Origin of the sequence: Auritidibacter sp. NML100628 (assembly GCF_003185985.1) — a bacterium.
GTDB lineage: Bacteria > Actinomycetota > Actinomycetes > Actinomycetales > Micrococcaceae > Auritidibacter > Auritidibacter ignavus.
On record NZ_QHLP01000001.1, the window covers coordinates 215346 to 238263 of the forward strand.

Consider the following 22918-nt stretch of genomic DNA (forward strand, 5'->3'; position numbering starts at 1 on the left):
GATCACTCCCCCTTTCCCTGCTGTGGCTTCGACTGCTGGGGCCCGATCTTGGAAGCGCGTCGGCCCGGCCCCTGTGCGTGACCGACATAGGTGTCTTTGTGGTCTTGGGACTCCAGCCGTTCTTCGGAGGCCCCCGGGTTGGCGGTGGTACCGTCCACGGTGAAGCGGGACAGGGTCACCGATCCGACGAAGCCAATCACACTAGCAACAACCACAAACATGATGTAGTCAGTCAGCCCGGTCAGGGCCATGATGACCACCAGCGCTGAAGAGACCGTAATCAGTAGCACGTCGGTGGCAATGGCACGGTCCAAGGTCGCCGGCCCGCGCGCGATGCGGTAGACCGAGGCCAGCGCACCGATCGCCAAGAAAACCAGGCAAATCCAGCCTGCCAACTGAAGGACATGCATCAACGCTCACCTCCCCGGTGTTGCGTTTGGTCTGGAGCACGCTCACTGGCCTCGTGTTCCCCACGAATCAAGGCGTAGTCCTTCTTAGACCCGATGGCTCGGATGATGTGGCTCTCGATATTGCGTGAGTCGCGTTTATAGTCTTCAGCGGCTTGATCATTGGGCACATCCAGCACGTGTAAGTAGAGGGTAGAGGTGGTCCGGTCCACGTCAATGACCAAGGACCCGGGGATCAGCGCGTAGGCGTGAGCCACCAGGGTAACCACGAGGTCGTCGTGGCTCCGTAGCTGGACGGCGAGCACCGAATTGGTGATCCGCGGGCCTCGGACGATGGCTTTAATCCCCACATCGATCGAGGCCCAGGTGATCTTCCACAGGAAGATGAACAGGAATTTCACCGCGTAGTAGAAGTTGAACCGGTCGCCGAAGGGAATCGGTGGCAGGCGGAAAATGAACATCACCAGCACCGCGGTGATCGCGCCCATGATGATTTGTCCGATGCGGAAGTCTTGCCACAGCGCACACCAGATCAACACCAGGAGCAAGAACATGGGCCATTGGGTCCACCAGGGTGGCTTATTTTCAATGACGCGCGCGTCCGAGTCGTTCTTGGGTGTCGACGCGGGGGGTGCCTGATCAGTCATCGCGAGCCTCCTTCCTGCCCAGAGTCTCTGATGTAGCATCCGATGCGCCGGTGGCAACATCGGTGGCTTCTTCGGGGTCATTGTCGTCTTCACCGGCACCATTCGAGGACTCGGAAGCTAATTCGATGCCATATCCGTTGAGTTCCTGGAGGTCTTCGGCGGCTTGGGCGGCTGCCTCATCGCCGAGCACGGATTCAATATACGGGGTGCGAGCGAGCATATCTTCGGCGGCCTGGTCCGCGAAGCTATACAGTGGGCCGGCGACCACGGTAAGGCCTACACCCACGGCGACCAGTCCGATGGTGGGGGCCACCAGGCCGGCTAGGTTTTTGCGGATGGGTGGCTGGTTATTCTCGGCGGCTTCGGCTTCTTCGGACACGCGCAAGGTGGCATCTTCGACGTCCTCAGCTCGGCGCCAGAACACGCGGGCCCAGATCCGGACCATCACCAGTAGGGTCAACAGGGAGGTGACTACCGAGGCAATGACGAGGGCGAAGGCCAACGGGGAGCCCTCCCCCACACCGGCCTGTAGCAGACCGACCTTGCCGATAAATCCGGAAAACGGCGGGATACCCCCGAGGTTCAGGGCCGGAATGATGTAGAGCACCCCGATCAACGGTGAAATCTTCAGCATCGAGCCCAGGCGGTCGATATTGGCGGTACCGGCCCGGTATTCAATGAGCCCGGTGACCAAGAACAGCGAGGTCTGGATGGTGATGTGGTGGACCACGTAGAACACGGTGGCGCCCAGCCCCACCACATTGGCTAGGGCCAGCCCAAAGATCATGTAGCCGATATGGGAGACCAAAGTAAACGACAGCACACGTTTGATATCCGACTGCACCAGGGCACCGAGGATACCGATCACCATGGTCAACCCGGCGACCACCAGCAACAGATCGTTGAGCCGGTTGCCTGGGAACAGCAGGGTTTCGGTGCGCACGATGGCGTAGACACCGACCTTGGTCAGTAAGCCGGCGAACACCGCGGTGACCGGGGCTGGGGCGGTGGGATAGGAGTCAGGCAACCAGAACGACAGCGGGAACACGGCGGCTTTAATCCCGAACCCAACCAACAACATGATGTGTAGCACCTGTTGCAGGTCGGGGTCGAGTTCGGCGAGTTTGACCGCCAAATCGGCCAGGTTCACGGTTCCGGTCGCGCCATAGATCATCGCGATCGCGATCAAAAAGATCACCGAGGAGATCACTGAGACCACGACGTAGGTGACACCGGCGCGGATCCGTGGGCCGGTCCCGCCCATGGTCAGCAACACGTAGGAAGCCGTCAGCAGGATTTCGAAGCCCACATAGAGGTTGAAGAGGTCTCCGGCTAAGAACGCGTTGGACACCCCGGCGGTCAGGATCAGGTAGGTGGGGTGGAAGATCGAGACCGGCCGGGGCGTGTCGTCATCGCCGATACCCTGTGCGGAGGCGTAGAGCAACACCGCGAGCACCACAGTGGTGGCAACCACCAGCATCAGCGCCGAGAACCGATCGACCACCATCACGATGCCCCAGGGGGCTTCCCAGCCGCCGAGGAAGACGGCGTTGGCGCCCTCGTTCCAGGTGGCAATCAGTAGCGCGACCTCCAAGAGCAGGGTAACCACAATGGTCAGCACGGTCACCAGGATTTGGCCACGCGGACGTCGGACCAACGTGAAGGCGAGCGCGGCGCCCAGGATGGGCAGCACGACGGCCAGCGGGGCCATGGAGATCACATCGAGCTGCATGAGCGATCATCTCCTGCTGTGGTGGAGCCGGACTCGGCCGAGGGCGCGTCGTAGGCCATGTTCGGGTCCTGGTCGTCGTCAATAAACTCGGATTCTTCCTCGCGTAGCTCGGCATCATCTTCGGCGTCGTAGGTGGGTTGCTCGGCCACCTTGACGTCTTCGACGTCAACGGAGACTTCATCGCGACGGGCCAGCACCCAGGAGCGGTAGATCATCGCCAGCAAGAAGGAGGTGGTGGCAAATGAGATCACGATCGAGGTCAACGTGAGAGCTTGTGGCAACGGATCGGCGTATTCATCGGCACTGACCGAGTCGCGCACGATCGGGGGCCAACCGGCGGGGCCGGCCATGATGATGATCAACAGGTTGGCTCCGTTGGTGAACATGACCAGTCCGAGCATAATGCGGGTCAGGGTCCGTTCCATGACCATATAGACCGCACCGGCGAACAGTGCTCCCATGATGATCAGCAAGATCGCATCGATCGTCATCAGCGACCACCTCCGGTTCGCGGTTGTGCTGTGGACTGAGTACTGACCTGCTTGCGACGGGCCTCAGCTTCTTCGCGGACGGCCAATTCCTTTTCGTACCGACGGTCGACCTCTGCACCCAGGGAACGCAATACGTCGATGACCAGGCCGATCACCACGAGGTAGACCCCGATATCGAAGATCAATGCCGAGGCCGCGTGGACGTAACCGAAGACCGGTAGCGTGAATTCAAAGTCGACCTGCTGGAAGACCTCACCGCCGAAGAACAGCGGGATGATCCCGGAGATGGCGGCCAGCGCCAGTCCGGAGCCCAGCACCACACCGGCGGGGATGCGCACGGTTTGGGCCAGCTCATAGCGGCCAGCGGCCAGGTACCGAATGGTCAGCGCCAGACCGGCCAGCAGACCACCGGCGAAGCCACCGCCGGGGACGTTGTGTCCGGCCAGTAGCAGGTAGATCGAAATCAGGATGATGATGTGGAAGATCAGGCGGGTGACGACTTCGAAGATGATGGAGCGACGTTCCGGCGCCAGGGTCCGACCGGCGATCAGCCACGGGTCACGCGAAACCGTCGAGAACCCACGCACCACCGAGATTTCGCCGGTGCTCAGCGACGCGGCTTTATGGTTATAACGTCCCACCGAGCCGGGTTCCACATCGGCCAATGAGTGGTGGCGGAAACGCTCCCGGGTGGCGATGAAGACCAGCGAGGCCACACCGGTGGCGGCCGCGGTGAGCACCGTGATTTCGCCGAAGGTATCCCAGGCGCGCATATCGACCAGGGTGACGTTGACGATGTTGTAGCCACCGCCTTCTTCGGCGGCCAGTTCCGGCATTTTCAGTGAAATGGGGTCCTGCACACGGGAGGCCAGCACGGTAGCAGCCAACCACATCATCACCAGACCGAATCCGATCGACAAGAGCGCGCGCGCCCAGCGGTTATTGCGTCCATGTAGCCCGGTGGGAACCCGCGGTGGCAGCACCCGCAGGCCCAACACCATGGCCACCAGCACGATGGATTCCACCAGCAACTGAGTCAGGGCCAGATCCGGAGATCCGCGGAGCGCGAAGATGGCGGCCAGCACGTAGCCGGTGGCTGAGACCAGCATGACGGCCATGAAACGACGACGGGCCCAGACGGCACCAGCCACGGCAATGATCATACAAATCGAGGCCAGCACCAGACCCGGTGATTGCTCCAGTCGCCAGTCGCCGAAGAAGGCCACGTTGGGCAGGCTGACAGTGGTGGGATCGTTATTGGTCGGGAACAGCATGGCCAGCAACGGTCCCACGGTGGCCACGGTAAGAATGATGAACAGGTAGAAAGCCAGGTCACCGCGCTGGGTGCGACCGGTGACCCAGACGGCAAAGGCATCTAGACGCTGCAGGGTCCAACGATAGACTTTGGCCGAATCCACCCAGGACGGTACGGCATCTTGTGCATGCCAGACCCGGTCTTTGAAGGCATAGAGCACCAGACCGACGAGAATGATCGCGATAGAAATTGCCAGCACCGGGGTGAATCCGTGCCACAGCGCCAGGTAGGCCGGATCGTTCTCAAAACCGGCTAACGGTTCGGCGGTTTGGCCATAGGCCTCGGGCAGGGCACCCATCAATCCGGGAACGAAGGCGGCGACCAGGCTGATCACGCTCAGCACCGCTGCTGGGGTGGTACCCAGGATCGAGGCCGACTTTTCGACCGGGGTGTCGTCCATCTGCTGGGTAACGCCCTGGTCGTCCACGGTGGTTTTGGTGGCGAAACCACCCCAGAGGAACCGTGCAGTGTAGGCTACGGTGAAGACCGAACCCAGTACCGCCACGGCGAGTGGCAGCCACGCCCAGACGATACCCCAGAAGCTCGGGGCCGCATACGCGTCAGTGGCGACTTGTGAGTGGACCTCGCCCCAGTGCAGGGCTGATTCCAGCACGGATTCTTTGGCCACGAAACCAAAGAACGGTGGGATACCGGCCATCGACAACGAGGCCAGCAGGGCGAAGGCAAAAAGCCACGGGTGGTTTCGGCCCAACCCGGACAGGCGGTTCACATCGCGCGTTCCGGCCATCTTATCGATGAGGCCCACCAGCATGAACAGGGGTGCTTTGAACAGCGTGTGGGCCATCAGCATGGCCAGTCCTGCCATGGCGGCGTCGCGGTCACCCAACCCGTTGGCGATCATCAAGAATCCCAGCTGGGAGACGGTGCCGAAGGCCAGGACGAGTTTAATATCGGTTTGACGTAGGGCTCGCCAGCCGCCGACAAGCATGGTCCACATTCCGACCCCGAGCACCATCACTTGCCAGACTGGCATGTCGGCGTATCCGGGGGCTAGTCGTGCCACCAGATAAACACCGGCTTTGACCATGGCAGCCGAGTGCAGGTAAGCCGAAACCGGGGTGGGGGCTGCCATAGCCGCGGGCAGCCAGAAGTGGAAAGGCACCTGGGCGGATTTAGTCAACGCACCCAGTAGCACCAGGCTGATGGCCCAGCCCATAAAGGCTCCCGAGTAGGGGCCAGTCAAAAGTTCTTCGGAACGGTTGACAACCTCGGAAATCCGGTAGGTGCCGGCTGATTCACCGAGCATCATCAGTCCGACCAGCATGGCCAGACCACCGAAAGTGGTCACTATCAGCGCGGTAATCGCGGAGCGACGGGCGAAGATTCGTTGCCCGGCGTAACCGATCAGCAGGAAGGACAGCACCGAGGTGATTTCCCAGAAGATGTAGAGCACCAATAGATCATCGGTGGTGACCAGCCCGAACATGGCGCCGGCGAAAGCCAAAAGTTGAGCACCGAAGGTACCGTTGCGCGGGTCGCCGGCGCTGAAATACCGAGAGCAGTAGACCAGCACCAGAGCGCCCACACCGAGCACGATCAGCGACATCAGTGCCGCCAGGGTATCCATCCGGAAGGAGAGTTCAACGCCGATCTCGGTTAACCACGGGTAGGTGCGCACCAGCGGGTCATTGGCGGCATCGGCGGCTGCTCCGGAGGCTAAGAGTTGCTCGGAGTGGAGAATATGTGGCATCTGGGTGAGAACCCAGATGAAACCTGCGGCTGGGACCGCAGCCAAGACAAAGAAACCAGCCCGATCGGTAACTCGGAAAATCCAGGGCGCGACCAATGCGACGGCGAACAGTGCAATCAGCACAATAAGCACGGTCGTCCTCCAGAGCAATTATGGGGCAGGCACCCTTCTTACTTTAGCGCTTTTCGGTGTGGTGGATTGTCACAGGACGTCGTCACCGACGATGCCAGAGGGCTTTAAATCTGCCCACAGAGACGTTATTCCGGTCGTAACGAGTCAGCCCACAGCATCAGAACAGACCCCGGGGTTCCCCGGCATTTTGGGGTAGCACCGCCATTAACTCGGCCATATCGCCTTGAAAAATACATCTTTCATTCAGGTTCCAGTACCGCTGGTTGCCAATTCACGGTTATGAAAAATTTCACAGGGTCCGTGAAGTCACCTTCGGATCCCGGACCGAAATCAGCAACAAGGCTCCGGCTAGCAGAACCAGCATGATGGCAGGAATCATGGCGCGGGAGTCTCCCACGATCCCGACGAACAAAGTGATGAGTGCGGGTGAGAGGAAGGAAACCGACCGCCCGGTGGTGGCGTATAACCCGTAGATTTCACCGGCCGTGTCAGGAGTCACCAGTCTTCCCAGAAAACCGCGGGATGCCGACTGCACCGGGCCCACGAAGAAACACAGCAATAGTCCACCGCCCCAGAACGCTCCCGCACCGTCGAGGAAGAAAATCGTTCCGGCCAAGACCAAGAGACCGGCCAGTGAGATCCAGATGACCCACTTAGGCCCGAGCTTGTCATCCAGGAACCCTCCGGAAAAAGCGCCGATGGCTGCGACAACATTGGCGCCAATACCGAACAGCAACACGTCGCTGGCGCTGATGCCATAGACCGTGGTGCCCAAGACTGCGCCGTAGGCGAAGATTGCACCGGTGCCGTCGCGAAAGACCGCCGAGGAGATCAGGAAAGCTAAGGTGTTGCGGTCTTCACGCCACATACGCACCAGAGTGCCCCAGAGTTGGCGGTAGGATTCCACCACGCTAGGAGAGGGTTCGTGTGCGTTCTTCTGAGCCGACTCAGCCGAGTTGGTGAGGTCAGCCCCGACGCCACGCCGTTGAGCGAAGAGCACAGGCAAGGAAAACAGGAGAAACCACCCGGCCGCGATGACTGCCACGATACGAATGTTGAGCATCTGCTCATCAGGGACCCCGAACCAGTGTGGCCCCTCGGAAATGAAGCCCAGGTAGAGCAGACCCAAAAGCACTATTCCACCGAGGTATCCGCAAGCCCAGCCAATACCCGAGATGCGTCCGATCGTGGACGGCGTGGAAATATCGACCAGCATCGCGTTGTAGTGGACTTCGGCGTATTCGAAGAACACGTTGCCGGCTGAGAGCAGAATGACTCCCAGCACCAGGTAGGTTTCCTGCGGTTGGACGAAGAAACAGCTCGCCATACACGCCACCACGAGCGCTGTGTTCATGCCTAACCAGAGCGTTCGTTTCCCGCCGCGGTCGCCCCGCTGGCCAATCACCGGTGCGGTCACCGCAATTAGTGCGCCGGCGACCGCGTTGCCGGCTGCCAACCACGAGGTGCCTCTGCCATCGGGACCGAAAACCTCAGAGCTCAGATACGTGCCGAAGACGAAGGTCACCATCACGGCATTGAAGGCCGCCGACCCCCAATCCCACAGCGACCACGCCACCACACGCAGACGCCGCGACGTTTGGCGGGACCCGTCAGGAACGTGTTGGAGGCTGGCGGAGCTCATGGTCTGGAATCCTGTCAGCGTTCGATCGTGGTGCGGTAGAAATTCAGATGGCTCCGCGACGCGGTCGGCCCACGCTGACCTTGGTAACGGTTGAGATTTCCGCCGGAACCGTAGGGCTCCTCGGCCGGCGAGGAGAGGTTGAAGAAGCACAGTTGGCCAATCTTTGACCCCGGCCAAAGCTTAATCGGAAGGGTGGCCATATTGGACAGTTCCAAGGTGATATGACCGGAAAAGCCCGGGTCGATAAATCCGGCGGTGGAGTGCGTGAGCAGCCCGAGCCGTCCCAGTGACGACTTCCCTTCGAGTCGCGCTGCCACGTCGTGGGCGAGCGTGACTTGCTCGTAGGTCGCACCCAGCACAAACTCCCCCGGGTGCAAAATGAACGGCTCATCCGGGTCTACGCTGACCAAACGGGTCAGATCTGGTTGCTCTACCGAGGGATCGATGTGCACATTGCGGTGATTATCAAAGAGACGAAAGAATCGGTCCAAGCGCACATCAATACTGGCCGGCTGGACCATGTCACGGTCCAGCGGATCGAGTTGAATACGGCCAGAATCCAAGGAGGCCTTAATATCGCGATCAGAGAGAAGCACGAATCTAACCTATCTCAGTTAGCAACTTCAGACTTAATGGCACGTGTCAATGTCAATATCACGGGTCAATGTCAGGTTTTGCCACACCGGGGTGATGGCACATCGAAAGGCAACATCTGGTACCCTCTATATGTCTCTGATGTGAGATCTGCGGGCGTAGCTCAATGGTAGAGCGCTTGCTTCCCAAGCAAGATACGCGGGTTCGATTCCCGTCGCCCGCTCGTTCAACGTTCCCGTCGCCACCGGGCACGCAGAAAAAATGCGGTAGATCTGCTCGGACGCGATAGGTACCCACAGCGATTGATGGCCCGGAGAGCCCTGCGCCCTTCACAATAAGGTTATGCCGACCATGTTGTCCCTGCCGGTGGCGAGGTGGCCGGGACTTTTGTTCCGGAACTTTTCCGGGGCAGTTAGAAATGACAACCAATCCCCCGGGTCGCTCGATACACCCGAACCCCGATAAATGCGGGGTGTCGCTGATCAGTTCTTCGCGATGCTACGCGATGTTTGACGAGCAAATCACGAACTGATCGAGGCACCGACGCATCCTGGCCCGGGGCTTTTGCTCGCCAGTGGACTACCGGAATTTCGGGATGTACAAACACTCATCACGTCCAGACCGATCCTCGTGGCGCATACCATCCGTGAACTCGACACTGGGATGAAGAGTCGCTGACGGTGTCGCGTTCAACCAATGACCGGGCTTGAAGCACCGCTGTTCGCACCTCGTGCTAACGGCCGCACCGCACAATGCAAGGTCCACAATGACCAAAACCACATCGGCCTGACAAGGAGTTTTATCAGAGTTCCGGTGTTCGGAGGGCCGGCGTTACCTCGTATTTACGTACCCGGACCACAGTGCACACGTACCCAAAAATTACTCACACCTAAGGAGTACTGTGCCGTTGAATCACGCGTTGCCTCGCTGGCTGACAGTAGCCGGCGCAAGCATCAGCATTGTCGCTGCGTCCCTGATCGCCATTCCGCACGCCACCGCCACCACCTCTGAGGAACCAGCGTCCGAAGACCTGGCTTCCCGCTTTAGTCTCGGGATCCTTCCCGACACCCAGTTTTACTCACGCTACGCCACTGAGGAAACGGGAGACCTATTCAACGCCCGTTTTGGGTCCGAACCCTACGATGTCCAGACCGCATGGTTGGCCGAGCACGCCAATGAACTCAACATGCCACTGGTCACCCATTTGGGCGACGTGGTAGACCAGGCCCATGTTCCTGCAGAATGGGACGTCGCAGACGCGGCGATGAAAAACCTGGAAGATGCCAACGTTCCATATTCTGTTCTTCCGGGCAACCATGATCTGACTTCTGACGGGTCAACCCCCTATCTCGATCATTTCCCCACCTCTCGCGCAGCTGAACAGGAAACTTTCGCCGGACGCTCCCCGGACGAACACAGCGAATACCACATTTTCGAAGCTGAAGGCCAAAAGTTTTTGGTCCTCGCCCTGATGTATCACGCTGATGATGCCACGTTGGAGTGGGCATCTGAAGTCCTCGACCAACACCCAGATTTGCCAACAATCCTGACCACCCACGAGTACTTGGGACTCGACGAAGAACGCACCCAGGTCACCGATACGGAGTACGGTCAGCACCTCTGGAACACTCTCATTGCTGACCACGATCAGATCTTTATGACCCTCTCCGGTCATAATCACGGTGCCGGTTACCGGGTTCAGCAGAACAATGCCGGCCACGATGTCGTGGACATCTTAATGGACTACCAGATGGCCTACCAGGGTGGCAACGGTTTGATGGGCGTGCTGGAATTCGACCTGACCAATAACCGTCTCCAGCTCGAGGCGTTTTCGCCCTGGGTCAGTGTGAAGCCGTACGAGACGCTGACATCGTTCGACGACCTCTTGCTTCCTGATGAACCGGATAGCTGGACCCTCGACTTCGATTTTTCAGAGAGGTTTGCAGGATTCAATCCTGATTTCACCGCTGGCACCCCCGACGAGCAACCTCTGGCTGACCGCGCGGTGTCGTTGGTTTCTCAAGGCTACGTCCCCTATGAGCCGGGAGAAGCAGATCTGCCAGACAACCGGAACGACTATCCCGAGGTTGACGGTACGGTGGCGCACTGGCGACCCGGTGACATCGATCAGGAAGATGGCAGCGTCATTGGTATTGGGGGCGTTATTCCCGATATCACCGCTGACCAGCACTTCACCCGTCAAAGAGGCATTAATGGGGCAACAGAATTAGATGTCACCCTTAGCAAAAGCACGCACCCGCTGTCCTCTGACGGTGCCGCGGTGTGTTTTGCTAACGCCGATAAGCACTTTGGTGGACGTGACGTCTCACGACTGAATTACTTCACCACCGACGATGACGCTACGATCAACAGCGAAACCTTCGACAACGGTTATACCGCCGAAACCTTCATTCGCGTCGACGAAACCTGGTCTGCCGACCGAAACCCTTCCATGACGGCGTTCGGCCGCATGGGCGAGCGTAACAACATCACCCAAGGCGGTGGCATGGACATGCCCGTCAACCTGGCATTCTCCGATCTGCAGGAGTTGCAGTGGTCTTCCATGTCCAACCAGCTCGACAGCTCATCGAATTGGTCCCACGAAGTACCCAAAGCTGAGTGGGTCCACGTGGCTGTGGTCAATGACCCGGTTGAGCAAACCGTGACGATGTATGTCGATGGTGCACCGATTCTGCGTAACGTCATCAACGCCACCGGTATTCAGCACGATGACGGCAAACCCTGGATTCTGGGAGCTGGCCTATGGGGCGAGGAGCTGACCGACGGATGGAACGGTTGCGTTGGCGAAACGCGTCTGGTCACCAAACCCCTTGAAGAGCGCCAGTGGTTGACGGCACGCGCCGCAACCTCGGCGCCTGCTCCGAGCGAGGAGCCCTCGGAGGAGCCATCTGAAGGCACCAAGGAACCCGCTGAAGAACCCACCAACAGTACTGGACAACCAACCCTAGAGCCCAGTGACAGTGACACTCCGTCCGAACAACCCACCGACAGCACCACTGAGCCGACCGCTGAACCAACCAGCGCCGAGTCCCTAGCGACAGAATCACCTGAGGCCGACGCAACTGAAGAGGTAGCAACTAGCGACAATCTAGCCCGAACCGGTGCCAACGTGTTCTGGCTCATTGGAGCAGGTGTTGTTGCGATTGCTCTGGGAATCATTTTGACGGTGGTATTGCGTCGTCGTAACGTCTCCTAAAAGCCACCCCCGTGTGAGGTCACCGCGGTGATCTCATCAGCGTCAGGCTACGGAGCCCTTGCTCCGTAGCCTGACGCCTTCTCTGTGATTAGAGCGTCATGTCGCCCTCATCCCCGCAGGATCTGCCCAAAGGCGTGGCAGGCTTGGTGAAAGTTCTCATCACGACCTCCCCCGAGACCGACCAACACCATATTGGAGGACACATCGGCGTGTAAAGGCTTGCCTCTGTGGTCGGAAATGCTCCAGTACTCTGGGTCCACCACCGCCCCTAGGTGCGCGCGACGGAATTGTTCGGTCAGCTCCAGAGAGGTAAGGGGCAGACCATCGTCCAGGTAAACCATGGCGTTACTGCCACCATGTCGCTCGTCCATGGTGGCAGTAACAGGTAGTTCTGCCCCGAGGATCTCACGGCGTCTCATGGCTCGGTTTCGCTGGTGCGCCAGATCGCGAGAGTACTCTCCGCTATCGAGCAAAATCCGCCAGATGGTTTGAATACCGGACCCTAGAGCAGGACCAATATCTTGGCGGGCACGCCGAAGTTCTTCGGCCAGCCCACTTCCAGCCACCACGAAGCCTCCACCTAGCGCTTGTGGAGCTGTCGAGGAAAACGATCCCAAGGTCACCACCCGTTCAGAGTCCAAGGAACTCAACAGCGGTAGCGGTTCCCCGGTGTAGCGCAACGCAGCGTCGTAGTCGTCCTCGATGACCCAGGACCCGGTGGCACGAGCCCATTCCACCAGTTCGAGACGACGTTGTAGCGGAAGAGATGCCCCGGAGGGATATTGGTGACTTGGCGTGACGATCACCGCGTCGAGGTTGTCGGGCAGCCGGGAGGTGACCAGCCCCTGCTGGTCTACCTCCAGCCCGGTCAGTTCAGCTCCGAAACGCGCCGCCAGGTGATGTAGGGAAGCATAGCCCGGGGATTCCACGCCGAGACGGGGCCGGTCTTCCAGGGCAGCCAAAACCAAAAGGAGACCTTCTCGAGCCCCACCACTGACGAACAAACGGTCAGGATCGACAACGGTGGCTCGAGACAACCGCAGATATTCCGCGAGCGCATGGCGCAATCCCGGATCTCCGTGCACGCCGACCGGTGCAGCGTGCGCCGCTTGTCGCCAGGCTTGTATCCAACTGCGCCGGTGCGACAGCTCGCTGAGGGTCACGCCGGGAGTCAGCGGCAAGATGTGATGGAGCGTCGGCTGTGAAGGCTGGGTCCCGGCACCAACCTGCCGGGCCGGCATCGGTGGCAAATCCGGATGCACCACCGTACCGGCCCCTTGCCTGCTCGCGCAGTAGCCTTCCGCAACGAGTTGTTCATAGGCGCTCACGACGCTTCCACGAGAGATGTTCAGATCCCCAGCCAACTGTCGGGTCGAGGGCAATTTATCGGAGGCGCGAAGCACCCCGGACAGGATGAGATCACGCAGTTGCCGGGTGAGCTGAACTGGGATGGATTCAGCGGTATCGGATGCGATCTGCAGGCTCGGGAAGGCTGTCATCACCACCCAGTCTAAGCGCCTTCCCGCAAACTGGTCTGAAAAATTGACACAAAACTGGACCTACGATTGGTCCGGTAACGGTCCTACAGTAAGGAATCATGACTGACATTAACACCACACAGCACCATGCTCAGACCTTTTCGTCCGCCACTGTCCGCCGAGGCCTGGCTGACCAGTTCATCGGTGGCGTCATCATGGACGTCGTCACCCCCGAACAGGCCACCATCGCCGCCAACGCAGGAGCCAGCTCCGTCATGGCCTTGGAACGCGTCCCGGCCGATATTCGCGCCGAAGGTGGCGTAGCCCGCATGTCGGATCCCGACTTGATTACCGGCATCATCGAAGCCGTCGACATCCCAGTGATGGCCAAGGCGCGTATCGGTCACCAGGTTGAGGCTCAGGTTCTGGAGTATTTAGGAATCGACTTCATTGACGAGTCCGAGGTCCTCAGCCCCGCTGACTACTCCCACCACATTGATAAACACCAGTTCAAGACCCCGTTCGTCTGCGGTGCCACCAACCTGGGTGAAGCCCTTCGTCGAATCGCTGAGGGAGCAGCGATGATCCGTTCGAAGGGGGAAGCCGGCACCGGTGATGTTTCCGAAGCCACCAAACACATCCGCAAGATCAGCGGAGAAATTGCCCAGGTGGCCGCCCTGCCTGAGGTAGAACTCTACGCGGCAGCCAAGGACCTGCAGGCTCCGTTGAGCCTGGTCCAAGAAGTCGCCGCCACCGGCAAATTGCCGGTTCCGCTGTTGGTCGCCGGCGGGGTCTCCACTCCTGCCGATGCTGCCTTCATGATGCAGCTCGGCGCTGACGGCGTCTTCGTCGGATCCGGGATCTTCAAGTCCGGCACCCCTGAGGCTCGCGCCCAAGCGATCGTCAAGGCCGTTCAGAACTACAACGACCCTTCTGTGATTGCTGAGGTCTCTCGCGGACTGGGTGAAGCCATGGTCGGCATTAACGTCGCCGACCTACCGGCTCCGCACCGTTTAGCCGAACGTGGCTGGTAAAAACCTCACCACCATTGCACCCTGGCACTGCTCACATCGGACCGGAGTCACTAATGGCTCTCCGGTCCGATGTGCCGTGTCAGGTCATCTCACCCGGATCATCCCTGGTGGTGGTGTGGGTGTTCTATGGTGGAAGAACTGGTACCTGGTACGAGTGAAACAACAACGAGGTGGTTTCACTCACTGAGCACGAGAGGTTGAAGTCTTTCATGGCTGAATCAGCTACATCAACACCCCGTTCCGTGGATGTCGCCGTTTTTGGGGCCGGTCTTATCGGCCTGTGCACCGCCTTTGAGCTCACCCGCGCGGGACATAAGGTCACACTTTTTGATCACGAGACGTTGGGCTCCGGCGCAGCCCGTGGTAACGCCGGTGAAGTCACGCCCCTGCAGGTGTTGCCCATGCCCGAGCCGAAGCAGTTAAAGGAGATCTTCCGGGGCGTGGCATCCAATAGGCACTATTTGTCGATTGACCCCACCGCTCTGCCGTGGTTGTCTGCTTTCGGTCTGGGCTTCATGTCCAACTGCACTCCGGCAGCAGTCCGACGGAACACCCGGGACTTGGACCAGCTGGTCAACGGCATGATCGCCGCGTTCGATTCTATGGCCACAGACGGTATCGACTTAGGCGGTGGTGGCACCGGCTTCCTCAACACCCACAACTCCGTCGACGCACTGCGTGATGCCCGGGATGCCCAGGCGGCACGGGCTCGCCATTTGGGCACGCCCGAGCCGGGCCCGATCATGCTCGATGACGAACTTCACGACTACGAGCCCTTCCTGAAAACCTCGGTGCGTGCCGGATTCGTGGCCGAAACAGAACGGTTCTTGGACCCGGACATCTTTGTCGACTCGTTGATCGGCTGGTTGCGCAAGTCGTCGGTCACCATCCACGAACACGCCACCTTGACCACTATCTCGGACGGTACTGCCACCGTATCCTTCGGAGGTGATTCGGCAGGGTCTTCGTCTCAGCGGGAAGAAACCGTGGAGTTCGACCGTGCTGTGGTGGCCATCGGCGCCTGGTCTTCGCTCACCGAGATCCCCGGATTGGACGTCATGAAGTCCGCTCATGTGACCTCCGGTGTGGGCTACTCCTTCCGGGTCGACCCCGAGATCCTGCCGAAGAACCTCGTGTCTTCCCTGGACTACAAAACCATCGGTGTTCCCATGTCTGGCCACCTGCGCGTGGTGGGCTTGATGGATTTCTCCCGCAACACCGTTGAGCTCAAGAACTCGCGGATGAAGCACCTGCACCGAGAGGCCGCCGCCTTCATGCAAGGGGTGGGCAACCTGCCCCGCACCGAAGAGTGGTCCGGGCCTCGTCCGATGACACCGACCGGTCTGCCAATCATCTCAGCTCTGCCGGATGCCCCGCGCGTCATTGTGGCTACCGGCCACAATATGCACGGGTTGTCCCTCGGCCCGGTGACCGGTGAGGTCGTGTCTCAGATCATTGCCGGCCAAGCCCCTGAGGTCGCCGGCAAGACCCTGAATATGCGCCCCTTCGCGCTCTAAACACCTCCCTCGGCCCAGGCCGAACGCCCTCCCGCTCCGTAGATGTAGCAAACGCTGGTCTAAACTAAGGTCAGCGCACCACGCGCTGGAACAGTTGACAACGACACGATACACGAGCGGGAGGGCGATTTTTTCGTGGCCGAGGTGATCTCTGGGTTCACCGTCATTTGGGTGATTATCCTCGTCGGCTACCTGGTAGGGAAAACCAGGGTGCTCGGCCCCCAAGCCCAGCAGGTGCTGTCTCGCACCGCTTTCTTCGTCGCCAACCCCGCGTTGCTATTCAAAACCCTGTCGGAATCCGATATCTCGGTGATTCTCGGCCCCCAACTGTGGGTCGCCGCCATTTCGGCATTCACCGTCCTGGTGGTCTACCTGGTGATCTCCCGCTTCGTGATTCCCGCCGGCACCTGGTCAGAACGCTTCATAGGGGGCATGTCATCCTCCATGGTCAATTCCGCCAACCTCGGCATCCCGATCTCGGCCTACGTGCTGGGCAACCCCGCCTGGTCTGCTCCGGTGATCCTGTTCCAGCTCGCCATCTACACCCCCATCTACGTGCTGGTACTGGACACACTCACTGACCGCGAACAGCGTACCGATCGGTCCTCCACAGCCCCACGCAAGGTACGCCCCACCGGATTTCTCACCGTCATGGCACGAATGCTCGTCAGCATCGTGAAAAACCCGATGATTATTGGTTCGGGCCTGGGCATCATCTCCGCTCTCACTGACATCCACTTCCCCGGCCCGATCGACGAATCGATCACGCTGATCGCCGGGGCCTCCATCCCAGCGATGTTGCTCGCCTTTGGCCTGTCCTTGGTGGGCTCCAAACCCCTCGAGAAAGACAGCCGTCGTCGCAGTGCCGTGTTGATCGGCTCTGCGCTGAAACTGGTGCTCCACCCGGCTTTGGCCTGGGTACTGGCCCAATTTGTCTTTGGCATGGATCCCGTCCACGTCTTCACCGCCGTGGTCCTAGCCTCCTTACCGACCGCCCAGAATGTGTTTGTCGCCGCCAGCCGGTACAACACCGGTATCGTGGTCTCCAGAGACACCGTTTTCATCACCACCATCGCAGCCATCCCGGCCACGATCCTGATTGCGGTGCTACTGGCCTAGTCCTGAACGAGCTTCCGGCCATTACAGCCAGAGACCACAACACCGGCACCTCTACACCTGTCACTTCCTGGAAAGACCATCACTCGTGAGCTCGCACTCCACCGCACCCACACCGTCTAGCCCTCACGCAGGCTACCGTCCTCATTCGAAGCCCTCCCGAGCCGGATGGTGGTGGTTAGCGGCTGCCGGAGCAGTGCTGGTCGCCGGGGCGGTAGCCGTTGTGGCGCTCAACGCCACCGTGTTCTCGGCAACCCAACCCGTCAAGCAGTACCTGAAGGCGCTCGCCAATGGGGACGGGGCCACGGCAATGGAACTCTCACAGGCGTATCTCACCGATGAAGACGGGGAACCTGTTGATTCCGGAGATAATCCACGAGGTGTTTCCACCGCCCTGTTAGACGGCCAGCCCCTCATCGATACCCAAGCCGGTTTGGGTGAGCCCACCATCGAGGTGGATTCCGACGCCGAGATACCAGCCGAGTTTCGACGCGATGACCTCCACCAAACCGTGGTGCGGCTCAGCTACGACCAGCAACAGGACCCGACTCTTTTCGTCGTGGACCGCCACGGTCGTGACTGGCTGGTTTTTGACCGCTGGCAGATGCACCCGTTGCCCTTGCACGAGGTGCACGTGGCCAGTGACGGGTTCCCCGCTGGTTCCCGGATCGACCACCCCACCGGAACCATCAACTCCGCGGAGGTTCCGCTACTCGGTGAGGCCAGCGAACAGCACCTCTCCACCCCGGTCGCCACCTTCGTTCCGGCTCAGCTGACCGTGGACTATCACGGTACCTATGTGGCCGCTGACCAATCGGTCACCCACACTCTCACCGACAATACCCCGCCGTTTGCCGATCAGACTCAGACACTGGAACTAGATCTGGAACTCACCGAACAGGTCACCGAGAAAGTTCACGAAGAAGTCTCTCAGGAACTTACCCACTGCACCGACCAACAGGTGCTCCAACCGAGCGGGTGCCCGTTCGGTTACAGCACGGCCAACCGGGTAGACCCGGACAGTATTGAGTGGTCTCTGCTCGATAGTCCCGAAGTCATGTACACCGACGAACCGGGCTCACCCGGCATCGATCGCATTGAAGCCATCGCCCAGCTGGAAGTGGATGAAATCGATGTGGGCACCGGCGAGCAGTCTCGGACCGAGTACCAGCAGCCGTTCACGCTCGAGGCTGACCTCCGACTCACCCCCGAGCACATCGAGGTGACCCTGCACTGGCAATAACCTGGCTGACAGGTCACCCTGTCGGTTTAGTTGGCTCCGCGGTTGCCGATGGTCTGGGCCCAGCGCTTGATAGCATCCCAGTCACGAAAGTCCCCGTATTCGGATTCGTCCACGTGACGCTTTTCGGCCCCAGACAGCACCGAGGGGTCAATTTTGCCACGGAAGTAGCCGAGTTCGCGGGGCCGGTAGCTGGTGAGCACATCGGAGACGTCCTGGGGCAACTGCTCAGCGATGCCGACCGCGGCCACGAACAGCGACTTACGGGCCAGCTCGGCCTGATTGGCCAGGATCACACGGCTGGCAACCTCGGAGAACTTACCCTGGTAAATCGGGGCCAACACCACCAGCGCGTCGATGTTGTCAATGTTGTTGCCGACCTCGTCCAGCTCTGCGAAGACCGCGGCCGAGCCGTTGGTGGTACGCAACACTTCCACAATGTAGTCCGCTATCTCGCGAGTGGAGTGATGCCTGGAATCGCAGGTGACGATGGTGGCCATAGTGGGATACCTCCGGAGGGGATCAGGACTGTCGGTGACAGTCTAGTGAAATACGGGCAATTCGTGCAGGTTTGGTCAGCGCTGAGCAGGCAGGTCAGTGAATCCCGCGCAGGTCCAAATCCAGGCGACGGTGCACCGGCGTTGCGTCATTCTGCCCGGCTTTCTCAGCGCTCGCGACCTCAACGGGGATTCCCCAGTCCTGCTGGTAGAGATGACAGGCGGCCGCATCGGGGATCGGTTCGCCGGGCTGGCCATCACAGGCCGCAGCTCGGGCGGTAATGTGTAGCACCCCGGAGGTGATGTCCGGGTTGATCTGCACTTGTCGCTGTAGCCCGGTCTGGGAGCCGGTGCCCTCCACGAGCAACTCCTCCGGAGAGGAGGAGATCGTCAGCTGGGTGGGATCCCCCCACCGGTCATCGAGTTTCTGCCCGGCCGGGGCGGTGAAGCCCACGGTCAGCTCCAGCTCGCCGGCGGCAATCCGGGTGGTGGGTCGCTGGGTCGTCATCGCCCCCTCATCGACGCTGAGGTATTGTTCGGGCACTGCGATCCGGACCAGCTGGTGGGCGTTGGTCTCGACCACCACAATCGACACCGCCTGCCCCTGAGCGTTATATTCCACGAGCACATCGGAGGGCTCGTGGAGATTGCGAGCCACCGTGGCAACCGTGGCCTCGGCGGTGGTTCCATCCGGGTTGGTGTGCTCCGGGGCGTAACGACGCACCGCGTGATTGTAGGTATCGGCGATCAACACCGAGCCATCCGGTAGTCCGGCCACACCCAATGGGTGCTGTAGTCGAGCCTGACCAGGCGCACCGTCCCGGTACCCGAAGTCAAACAGGCCAAGACCGATGGGGCTAGACACGCTGATCTGGTCAGGGTCGCTGACGTGGAGTTCACGCAACGCCGAGGACTCTGAGTCGGCCACCCACACGGTGCCGGCTCGGCCGGTAGCCAGCCCGGAGGACTGGGCAAACCAAGCGGTACCGGCCGGACCATCGGTCAGACCCTCCAAACCGGTTCCGGCAAACAACCCCAGCACCGCCGTATCGGGGTCGAAGGAGAAAATCTGGTGGGTTCCCGCCATGGCGATCAGCACGGTGTTGAGCTCGTCCACCCACAGCACATCCCACGGCGAGGACAGTGAGGTCTCCGTAGCGTCGGTACTCAGCGCGCCCAGCTGGACGTGGTCGCTGGGCTGTTTGGCGCGTTCGGAGTCGATCAGACGCTGGATGCCGTTACCGGCCAGAGTGCCGACCTCGCCGGTGGTCAGATTCAGACTCCGCAATCGGTGGTTGACGGTATCAGCGACCACCACGTCATACCCCACCCGGGCGGCAAGTTCTGCTGGCAACAACGTGGTGCCACCGGGTTCACTGAACAGAGCGGTGGCCGCATCACCATCGGCGTCCCCGCGCTGGCCCATCAGGTCTCGGTCAGTGGCGTCCAATGGCAGGGGGTCACCGCTGCCGTTTCCGCCGTAGACGGCCAGCACGGTGGTCAAATCCCCGGCGAGTTCCACCAGGCGGTGGTGTCCGGAGTCGGAGACCAGAAAAGAGCCCGGTTGGGACCCACGGGTCCCCAGCGCGGTCGCCTTGCCCGGGAACCGGAGCTGACGTGTAGCAGGGGCTGGTGCAACGAATGGACCGTCACCGCGGTGCAGGGTGCCTTTGGCGTCATGGATATCGACGAGTTCTTCCACCAGTGAAAAGAGTCCGTTCACTTGGCCTTCACCGGATAAGTGGCCGACAATATAGCCTTCGGGATCTACCACCACCAGGGTCGGCCAAGCGCGGGCCGAATAGGCTTGCCAGGTGTGTAGCGCCGGGTCGTTGACCACCGGATGGTTAATCTCGTAGCGCTCAATAGCCGCTGCCACCGCGGAGGTCTCCCCTTCGTAATCGAATTTCGGCGAGTGCACCCCGACAGTGACCAGCACGTCGGAGAATTTCTCTTCCAGGGGTCGGAGCTCGTCTAAGACGTGCAAGCAGTTGATACAACAGAAACTCCAGAAATCCAGCAACACAATCTTGCCACGCAGGCTGGCCACATCCAACGGTTCCCCACCGGTATTGAACCACGTTTCACCCATCAGCTCGGAGGCGCGAATGCGCGGGGCCGGAGCTGGTGTAGAACCTGATGCAGAAGCTGAGGTCTCGGGGTGGTCTGGTGTCTGTGAGAAAGAATCTGCCATAGATCTATTCTCCCTGATAACGGAGACGTTCAGCTCGGAGCATTTCACGCTTCGTTATCTCACATAGTGATCACCGGGTGGCGTGTTACTCAAGGCGGTGGCGGGGCCTGGCTACACTTGGGTCGTGACCCAGATAACCTCCGAGTCGAAGGAGTACCCATCCATGTCCGAGAAAGCACCGATGGTCCATTGGGACGGTGAGCTCAACAGTGAGGGCCTGGCGCTGATGCGGGCCGGCGGGAAGGCCATCGTCTCCCCCACCAAAGTTGGTTATATTGTGATGACCTCGGATCTTGGAGGGCTCGAGCGCAAATTCGACCTCAAACAGCGCAAGCGCAATAAGCCGGCCGTGGTGCTGTGCGGTTCGGTCGACCAGATCACGGAATTGGCCGAGCTCAACGACGAGGTGGAGGCCTTCTACCGCACGCACGAAGAACAAGATGTCCTGATGGGCTGCATTCTGCCCTGGAAGCACGAGGCCAAGCGTTATATTCCCGCCGGTGCTGAAGAGCTGGTCATCGACGGTCGTGGCACCTCGTGTTTTGTGATGGCCTTTGGCAAGCCCGGTGAGCAGATTGCCCGGGCCCGGTGGGAAGAAGACGGCGAGCTAGTCTTCGCGTCCTCGGCGAATCCTTCCGGCCAGGGTAACCGTGGCTTGGTGTCGGGGATCGGCGAACGCATCGAACAGGGTGTGGATCTGATCATTGAGGCCGATGATTACGTGGCCTCCATCCAGCCCGATGCCACCGTGGAGACCCGGTGGGAGCAGGGCGTGATGGTGTCCTTCGTCGATGATCAGGGAACCCTGGTGCCCGAGCAGAAGGGCGAGCGCGATGTCACTCCGGCTCCGATGCTCATTCGCAAAGGTGTCTACCTGGACCAGATTTTGCGTAACCTGTCGGATCATTTCCTGTCTTGGGACTTCCGCCAGGGCCATTACTACTAAAGCCGAGACTGGCATACTGAGTAGAAGCTGAGCTTCACGTCATAATTCGCTCACATTCTGCTCGGTCGCTAAGCTATCGGTGACTCATCATTCACAGCACGACGTTGGGCCGTCCGGATATTCCGGGCGGCCTGATGTATGTCTGGAAGGATTTCTAGGAGTTGACCTCACCGTCGATCCCCGACAGGGTCGCCTCCAGGATCTCATCGGCCATGGTGTGGAACTCCTCGGAGGACACCTCGCTGTCACCGGCGAAAGAGACCATCACCGCGTACCCATCGTGTTCGGTGGTCAGCACCAGGGCAGTGACTGCTTCACCGTGTTGTTGGGTTGCTGATCCCCGGGGAACGCGGGACCACAGCAGCCCGCTGCCCTGGTCTGGCTCCACGGCTTCAGAGCGCATCGTATAGGTCAGGGTGGTCTCCCCGGAGGGGATGTCCAAGTCAACCTCGGAGCAGTCCCCGGTGAGCTCCTCGACGGTGGCCTGGTAGGCGTCCAGTTGCTCCTGGGCCTGCGCGCCACCGCCCCGCTCGGCGTCTAGACCGGCGATTTCGATGGTCCCGGCCCCGTTGAAGGTCTCGGTTCCAAAATCCAGGCGGGTGATCTGTTCGGAGTCCGCCAGCAGTGGCGACCAGTCCATCTTCGCGATGGCTTGTTGACACGAGCTGGGACTGACTTGGGTGGCTTCGGCTTGATCTTGTCTCTCGTTGGCTTCGTCGCGGGCGGTGGAGATTTCGTCGTCGGTGGCCACGATTTGACGGTCGAAGCCGAAGGAGGCCGCACGTTGGGCACCGGCACCGACCCCGTGCTGATCCGGGCGGGCCTGTGGATCCAGCAGAGCTTCCACGCCCCTGTGAGCGTCGGTGGCTACCTCGGTTCCCGACGGTTCGGGGTCAGCTGGTTCTGAAGAGCACCCGGTAACGACCATCAGCCCGGCCAGACTAACACCCAGTAGCGTGGGAGCATTGGCAGGAGCAATTGGTGTGGTGGCCATCTGGTGATCTCCTT

17 protein-coding genes and 1 tRNA gene are annotated in these 22918 nt (G+C 60.3%); 7 read left to right on the forward strand and 11 right to left on the reverse strand.

Going from position 1 to position 22918, the window contains the following annotated elements; all coding sequences use genetic code 11:
• Positions 1 to 2 precede the first annotated feature (2 nt).
• The 7 genes from DCC24_RS01065 to dcd all read right to left on the reverse strand — a co-directional run bounded on the left by DCC24_RS01065 (position 3) and on the right by dcd (position 8673).
• Positions 3 to 410, reverse strand: coding sequence for a monovalent cation/H+ antiporter complex subunit F (locus tag DCC24_RS01065; protein ID WP_110098050.1), 408 nt, complete (start codon positions 408 to 410; stop codon positions 3 to 5).
• The gene (locus DCC24_RS01070; RefSeq protein WP_110098051.1) at positions 410 to 1054 is read right to left on the reverse strand and encodes a Na+/H+ antiporter subunit E; all 645 of its coding nucleotides are present in this window, start codon (positions 1052 to 1054) and stop codon (positions 410 to 412) included. The genes DCC24_RS01065 and DCC24_RS01070 overlap by 1 nt, the downstream gene beginning before the upstream one ends.
• Positions 1047 to 2786, reverse strand: coding sequence for a Na+/H+ antiporter subunit D (locus tag DCC24_RS01075; protein WP_110098052.1), 1740 nt, complete (start codon positions 2784 to 2786; stop codon positions 1047 to 1049). The genes DCC24_RS01070 and DCC24_RS01075 overlap by 8 nt, the downstream gene beginning before the upstream one ends.
• Positions 2771 to 3277 (reverse strand): Na(+)/H(+) antiporter subunit C, encoded by a 507-nt coding sequence (locus DCC24_RS01080; RefSeq protein ID WP_110098053.1) that lies wholly within the window; start codon positions 3275 to 3277, stop codon positions 2771 to 2773. Before DCC24_RS01080 ends, DCC24_RS01075 begins: the two co-directional genes overlap by 16 nt.
• Positions 3277 to 6435, reverse strand: a complete 3159-nt coding sequence (locus DCC24_RS01085; RefSeq protein ID WP_110098054.1) for a Na+/H+ antiporter subunit A — start codon at positions 6433 to 6435, stop codon at positions 3277 to 3279. Before DCC24_RS01085 ends, DCC24_RS01080 begins: the two co-directional genes overlap by 1 nt.
• A gap of 289 nt (positions 6436 to 6724) precedes the next feature.
• Entirely contained in the window at positions 6725 to 8077 is a 1353-nt protein-coding gene (locus DCC24_RS01090) for an MFS transporter (RefSeq protein ID WP_110098055.1), read from the reverse strand.
• Between the two features lie 14 nt (positions 8078 to 8091).
• On the reverse strand, positions 8092 to 8673 hold the full coding sequence (dcd, locus tag DCC24_RS01095; protein WP_110098056.1) for a dCTP deaminase: 582 nt from the start codon (positions 8671 to 8673) through the stop codon (positions 8092 to 8094).
• A gap of 150 nt (positions 8674 to 8823) precedes the next feature.
• On the opposite strand from dcd, the gene DCC24_RS01100 reads away from it, so the two are divergent.
• Together DCC24_RS01100 and DCC24_RS01105 are read left to right on the forward strand one after the other, a co-directional pair.
• Positions 8824 to 8894 (forward strand) — tRNA-Gly (locus DCC24_RS01100).
• Positions 8895 to 9572: 678 nt separating this feature from the next.
• Positions 9573 to 11888: a LamG-like jellyroll fold domain-containing protein gene (locus DCC24_RS01105; RefSeq protein WP_110098057.1), complete on the forward strand. Its 2316-nt coding sequence runs from the start codon at positions 9573 to 9575 to the stop codon at positions 11886 to 11888.
• Positions 11889 to 11995: 107 nt separating this feature from the next.
• Here DCC24_RS01105 and DCC24_RS01110 read toward each other — a convergent pair whose 3' ends face one another.
• Positions 11996 to 13387, reverse strand: a complete 1392-nt coding sequence (locus DCC24_RS01110) for a PLP-dependent aminotransferase family protein (RefSeq protein WP_146206242.1) — start codon at positions 13385 to 13387, stop codon at positions 11996 to 11998.
• 98 nt (positions 13388 to 13485) lie between these two features.
• Here DCC24_RS01110 and pdxS point away from each other — a divergent pair, with 98 nt between their 5' ends.
• The 4 genes from pdxS (at position 13486) to DCC24_RS01130 (ending at position 18276) form a co-directional block, all read left to right on the forward strand.
• The gene (pdxS, locus tag DCC24_RS01115) at positions 13486 to 14400 is read left to right on the forward strand and encodes a pyridoxal 5'-phosphate synthase lyase subunit PdxS (RefSeq protein WP_110098059.1); all 915 of its coding nucleotides are present in this window, start codon (positions 13486 to 13488) and stop codon (positions 14398 to 14400) included.
• A gap of 209 nt (positions 14401 to 14609) precedes the next feature.
• Positions 14610 to 15917, forward strand: a complete 1308-nt coding sequence (locus DCC24_RS01120) for an FAD-binding oxidoreductase (protein WP_110098060.1) — start codon at positions 14610 to 14612, stop codon at positions 15915 to 15917.
• Between the two features lie 135 nt (positions 15918 to 16052).
• A complete protein-coding gene (locus tag DCC24_RS01125; RefSeq protein WP_110098061.1) occupies positions 16053 to 17036 on the forward strand; it encodes an AEC family transporter in 984 nt (327 codons plus the stop codon).
• Positions 17037 to 17121: 85 nt separating this feature from the next.
• On the forward strand, positions 17122 to 18276 hold the full coding sequence (locus tag DCC24_RS01130) for a hypothetical protein (RefSeq protein WP_146206243.1): 1155 nt from the start codon (positions 17122 to 17124) through the stop codon (positions 18274 to 18276).
• Between the two features lie 26 nt (positions 18277 to 18302).
• Here DCC24_RS01130 and DCC24_RS01135 read toward each other — a convergent pair whose 3' ends face one another.
• Together DCC24_RS01135 and DCC24_RS01140 are read right to left on the reverse strand one after the other, a co-directional pair.
• Positions 18303 to 18773: a flavodoxin domain-containing protein gene (locus DCC24_RS01135; protein ID WP_110098063.1), complete on the reverse strand. Its 471-nt coding sequence runs from the start codon at positions 18771 to 18773 to the stop codon at positions 18303 to 18305.
• A 94-nt stretch (positions 18774 to 18867) separates the two neighbouring features.
• Positions 18868 to 20964, reverse strand: a complete 2097-nt coding sequence (locus DCC24_RS01140; RefSeq protein ID WP_110098064.1) for an NHL domain-containing thioredoxin family protein — start codon at positions 20962 to 20964, stop codon at positions 18868 to 18870.
• A gap of 163 nt (positions 20965 to 21127) precedes the next feature.
• Between DCC24_RS01140 and DCC24_RS01145 the strand changes: the two genes are divergently transcribed.
• Positions 21128 to 21910, forward strand: coding sequence for an L-threonylcarbamoyladenylate synthase (locus tag DCC24_RS01145; RefSeq protein ID WP_110098065.1), 783 nt, complete (start codon positions 21128 to 21130; stop codon positions 21908 to 21910).
• Positions 21911 to 22064: 154 nt separating this feature from the next.
• Here DCC24_RS01145 and DCC24_RS01150 read toward each other — a convergent pair whose 3' ends face one another.
• The gene (locus tag DCC24_RS01150; protein WP_110098066.1) at positions 22065 to 22904 is read right to left on the reverse strand and encodes a hypothetical protein; all 840 of its coding nucleotides are present in this window, start codon (positions 22902 to 22904) and stop codon (positions 22065 to 22067) included.
• Positions 22905 to 22918 lie beyond the last annotated feature (14 nt).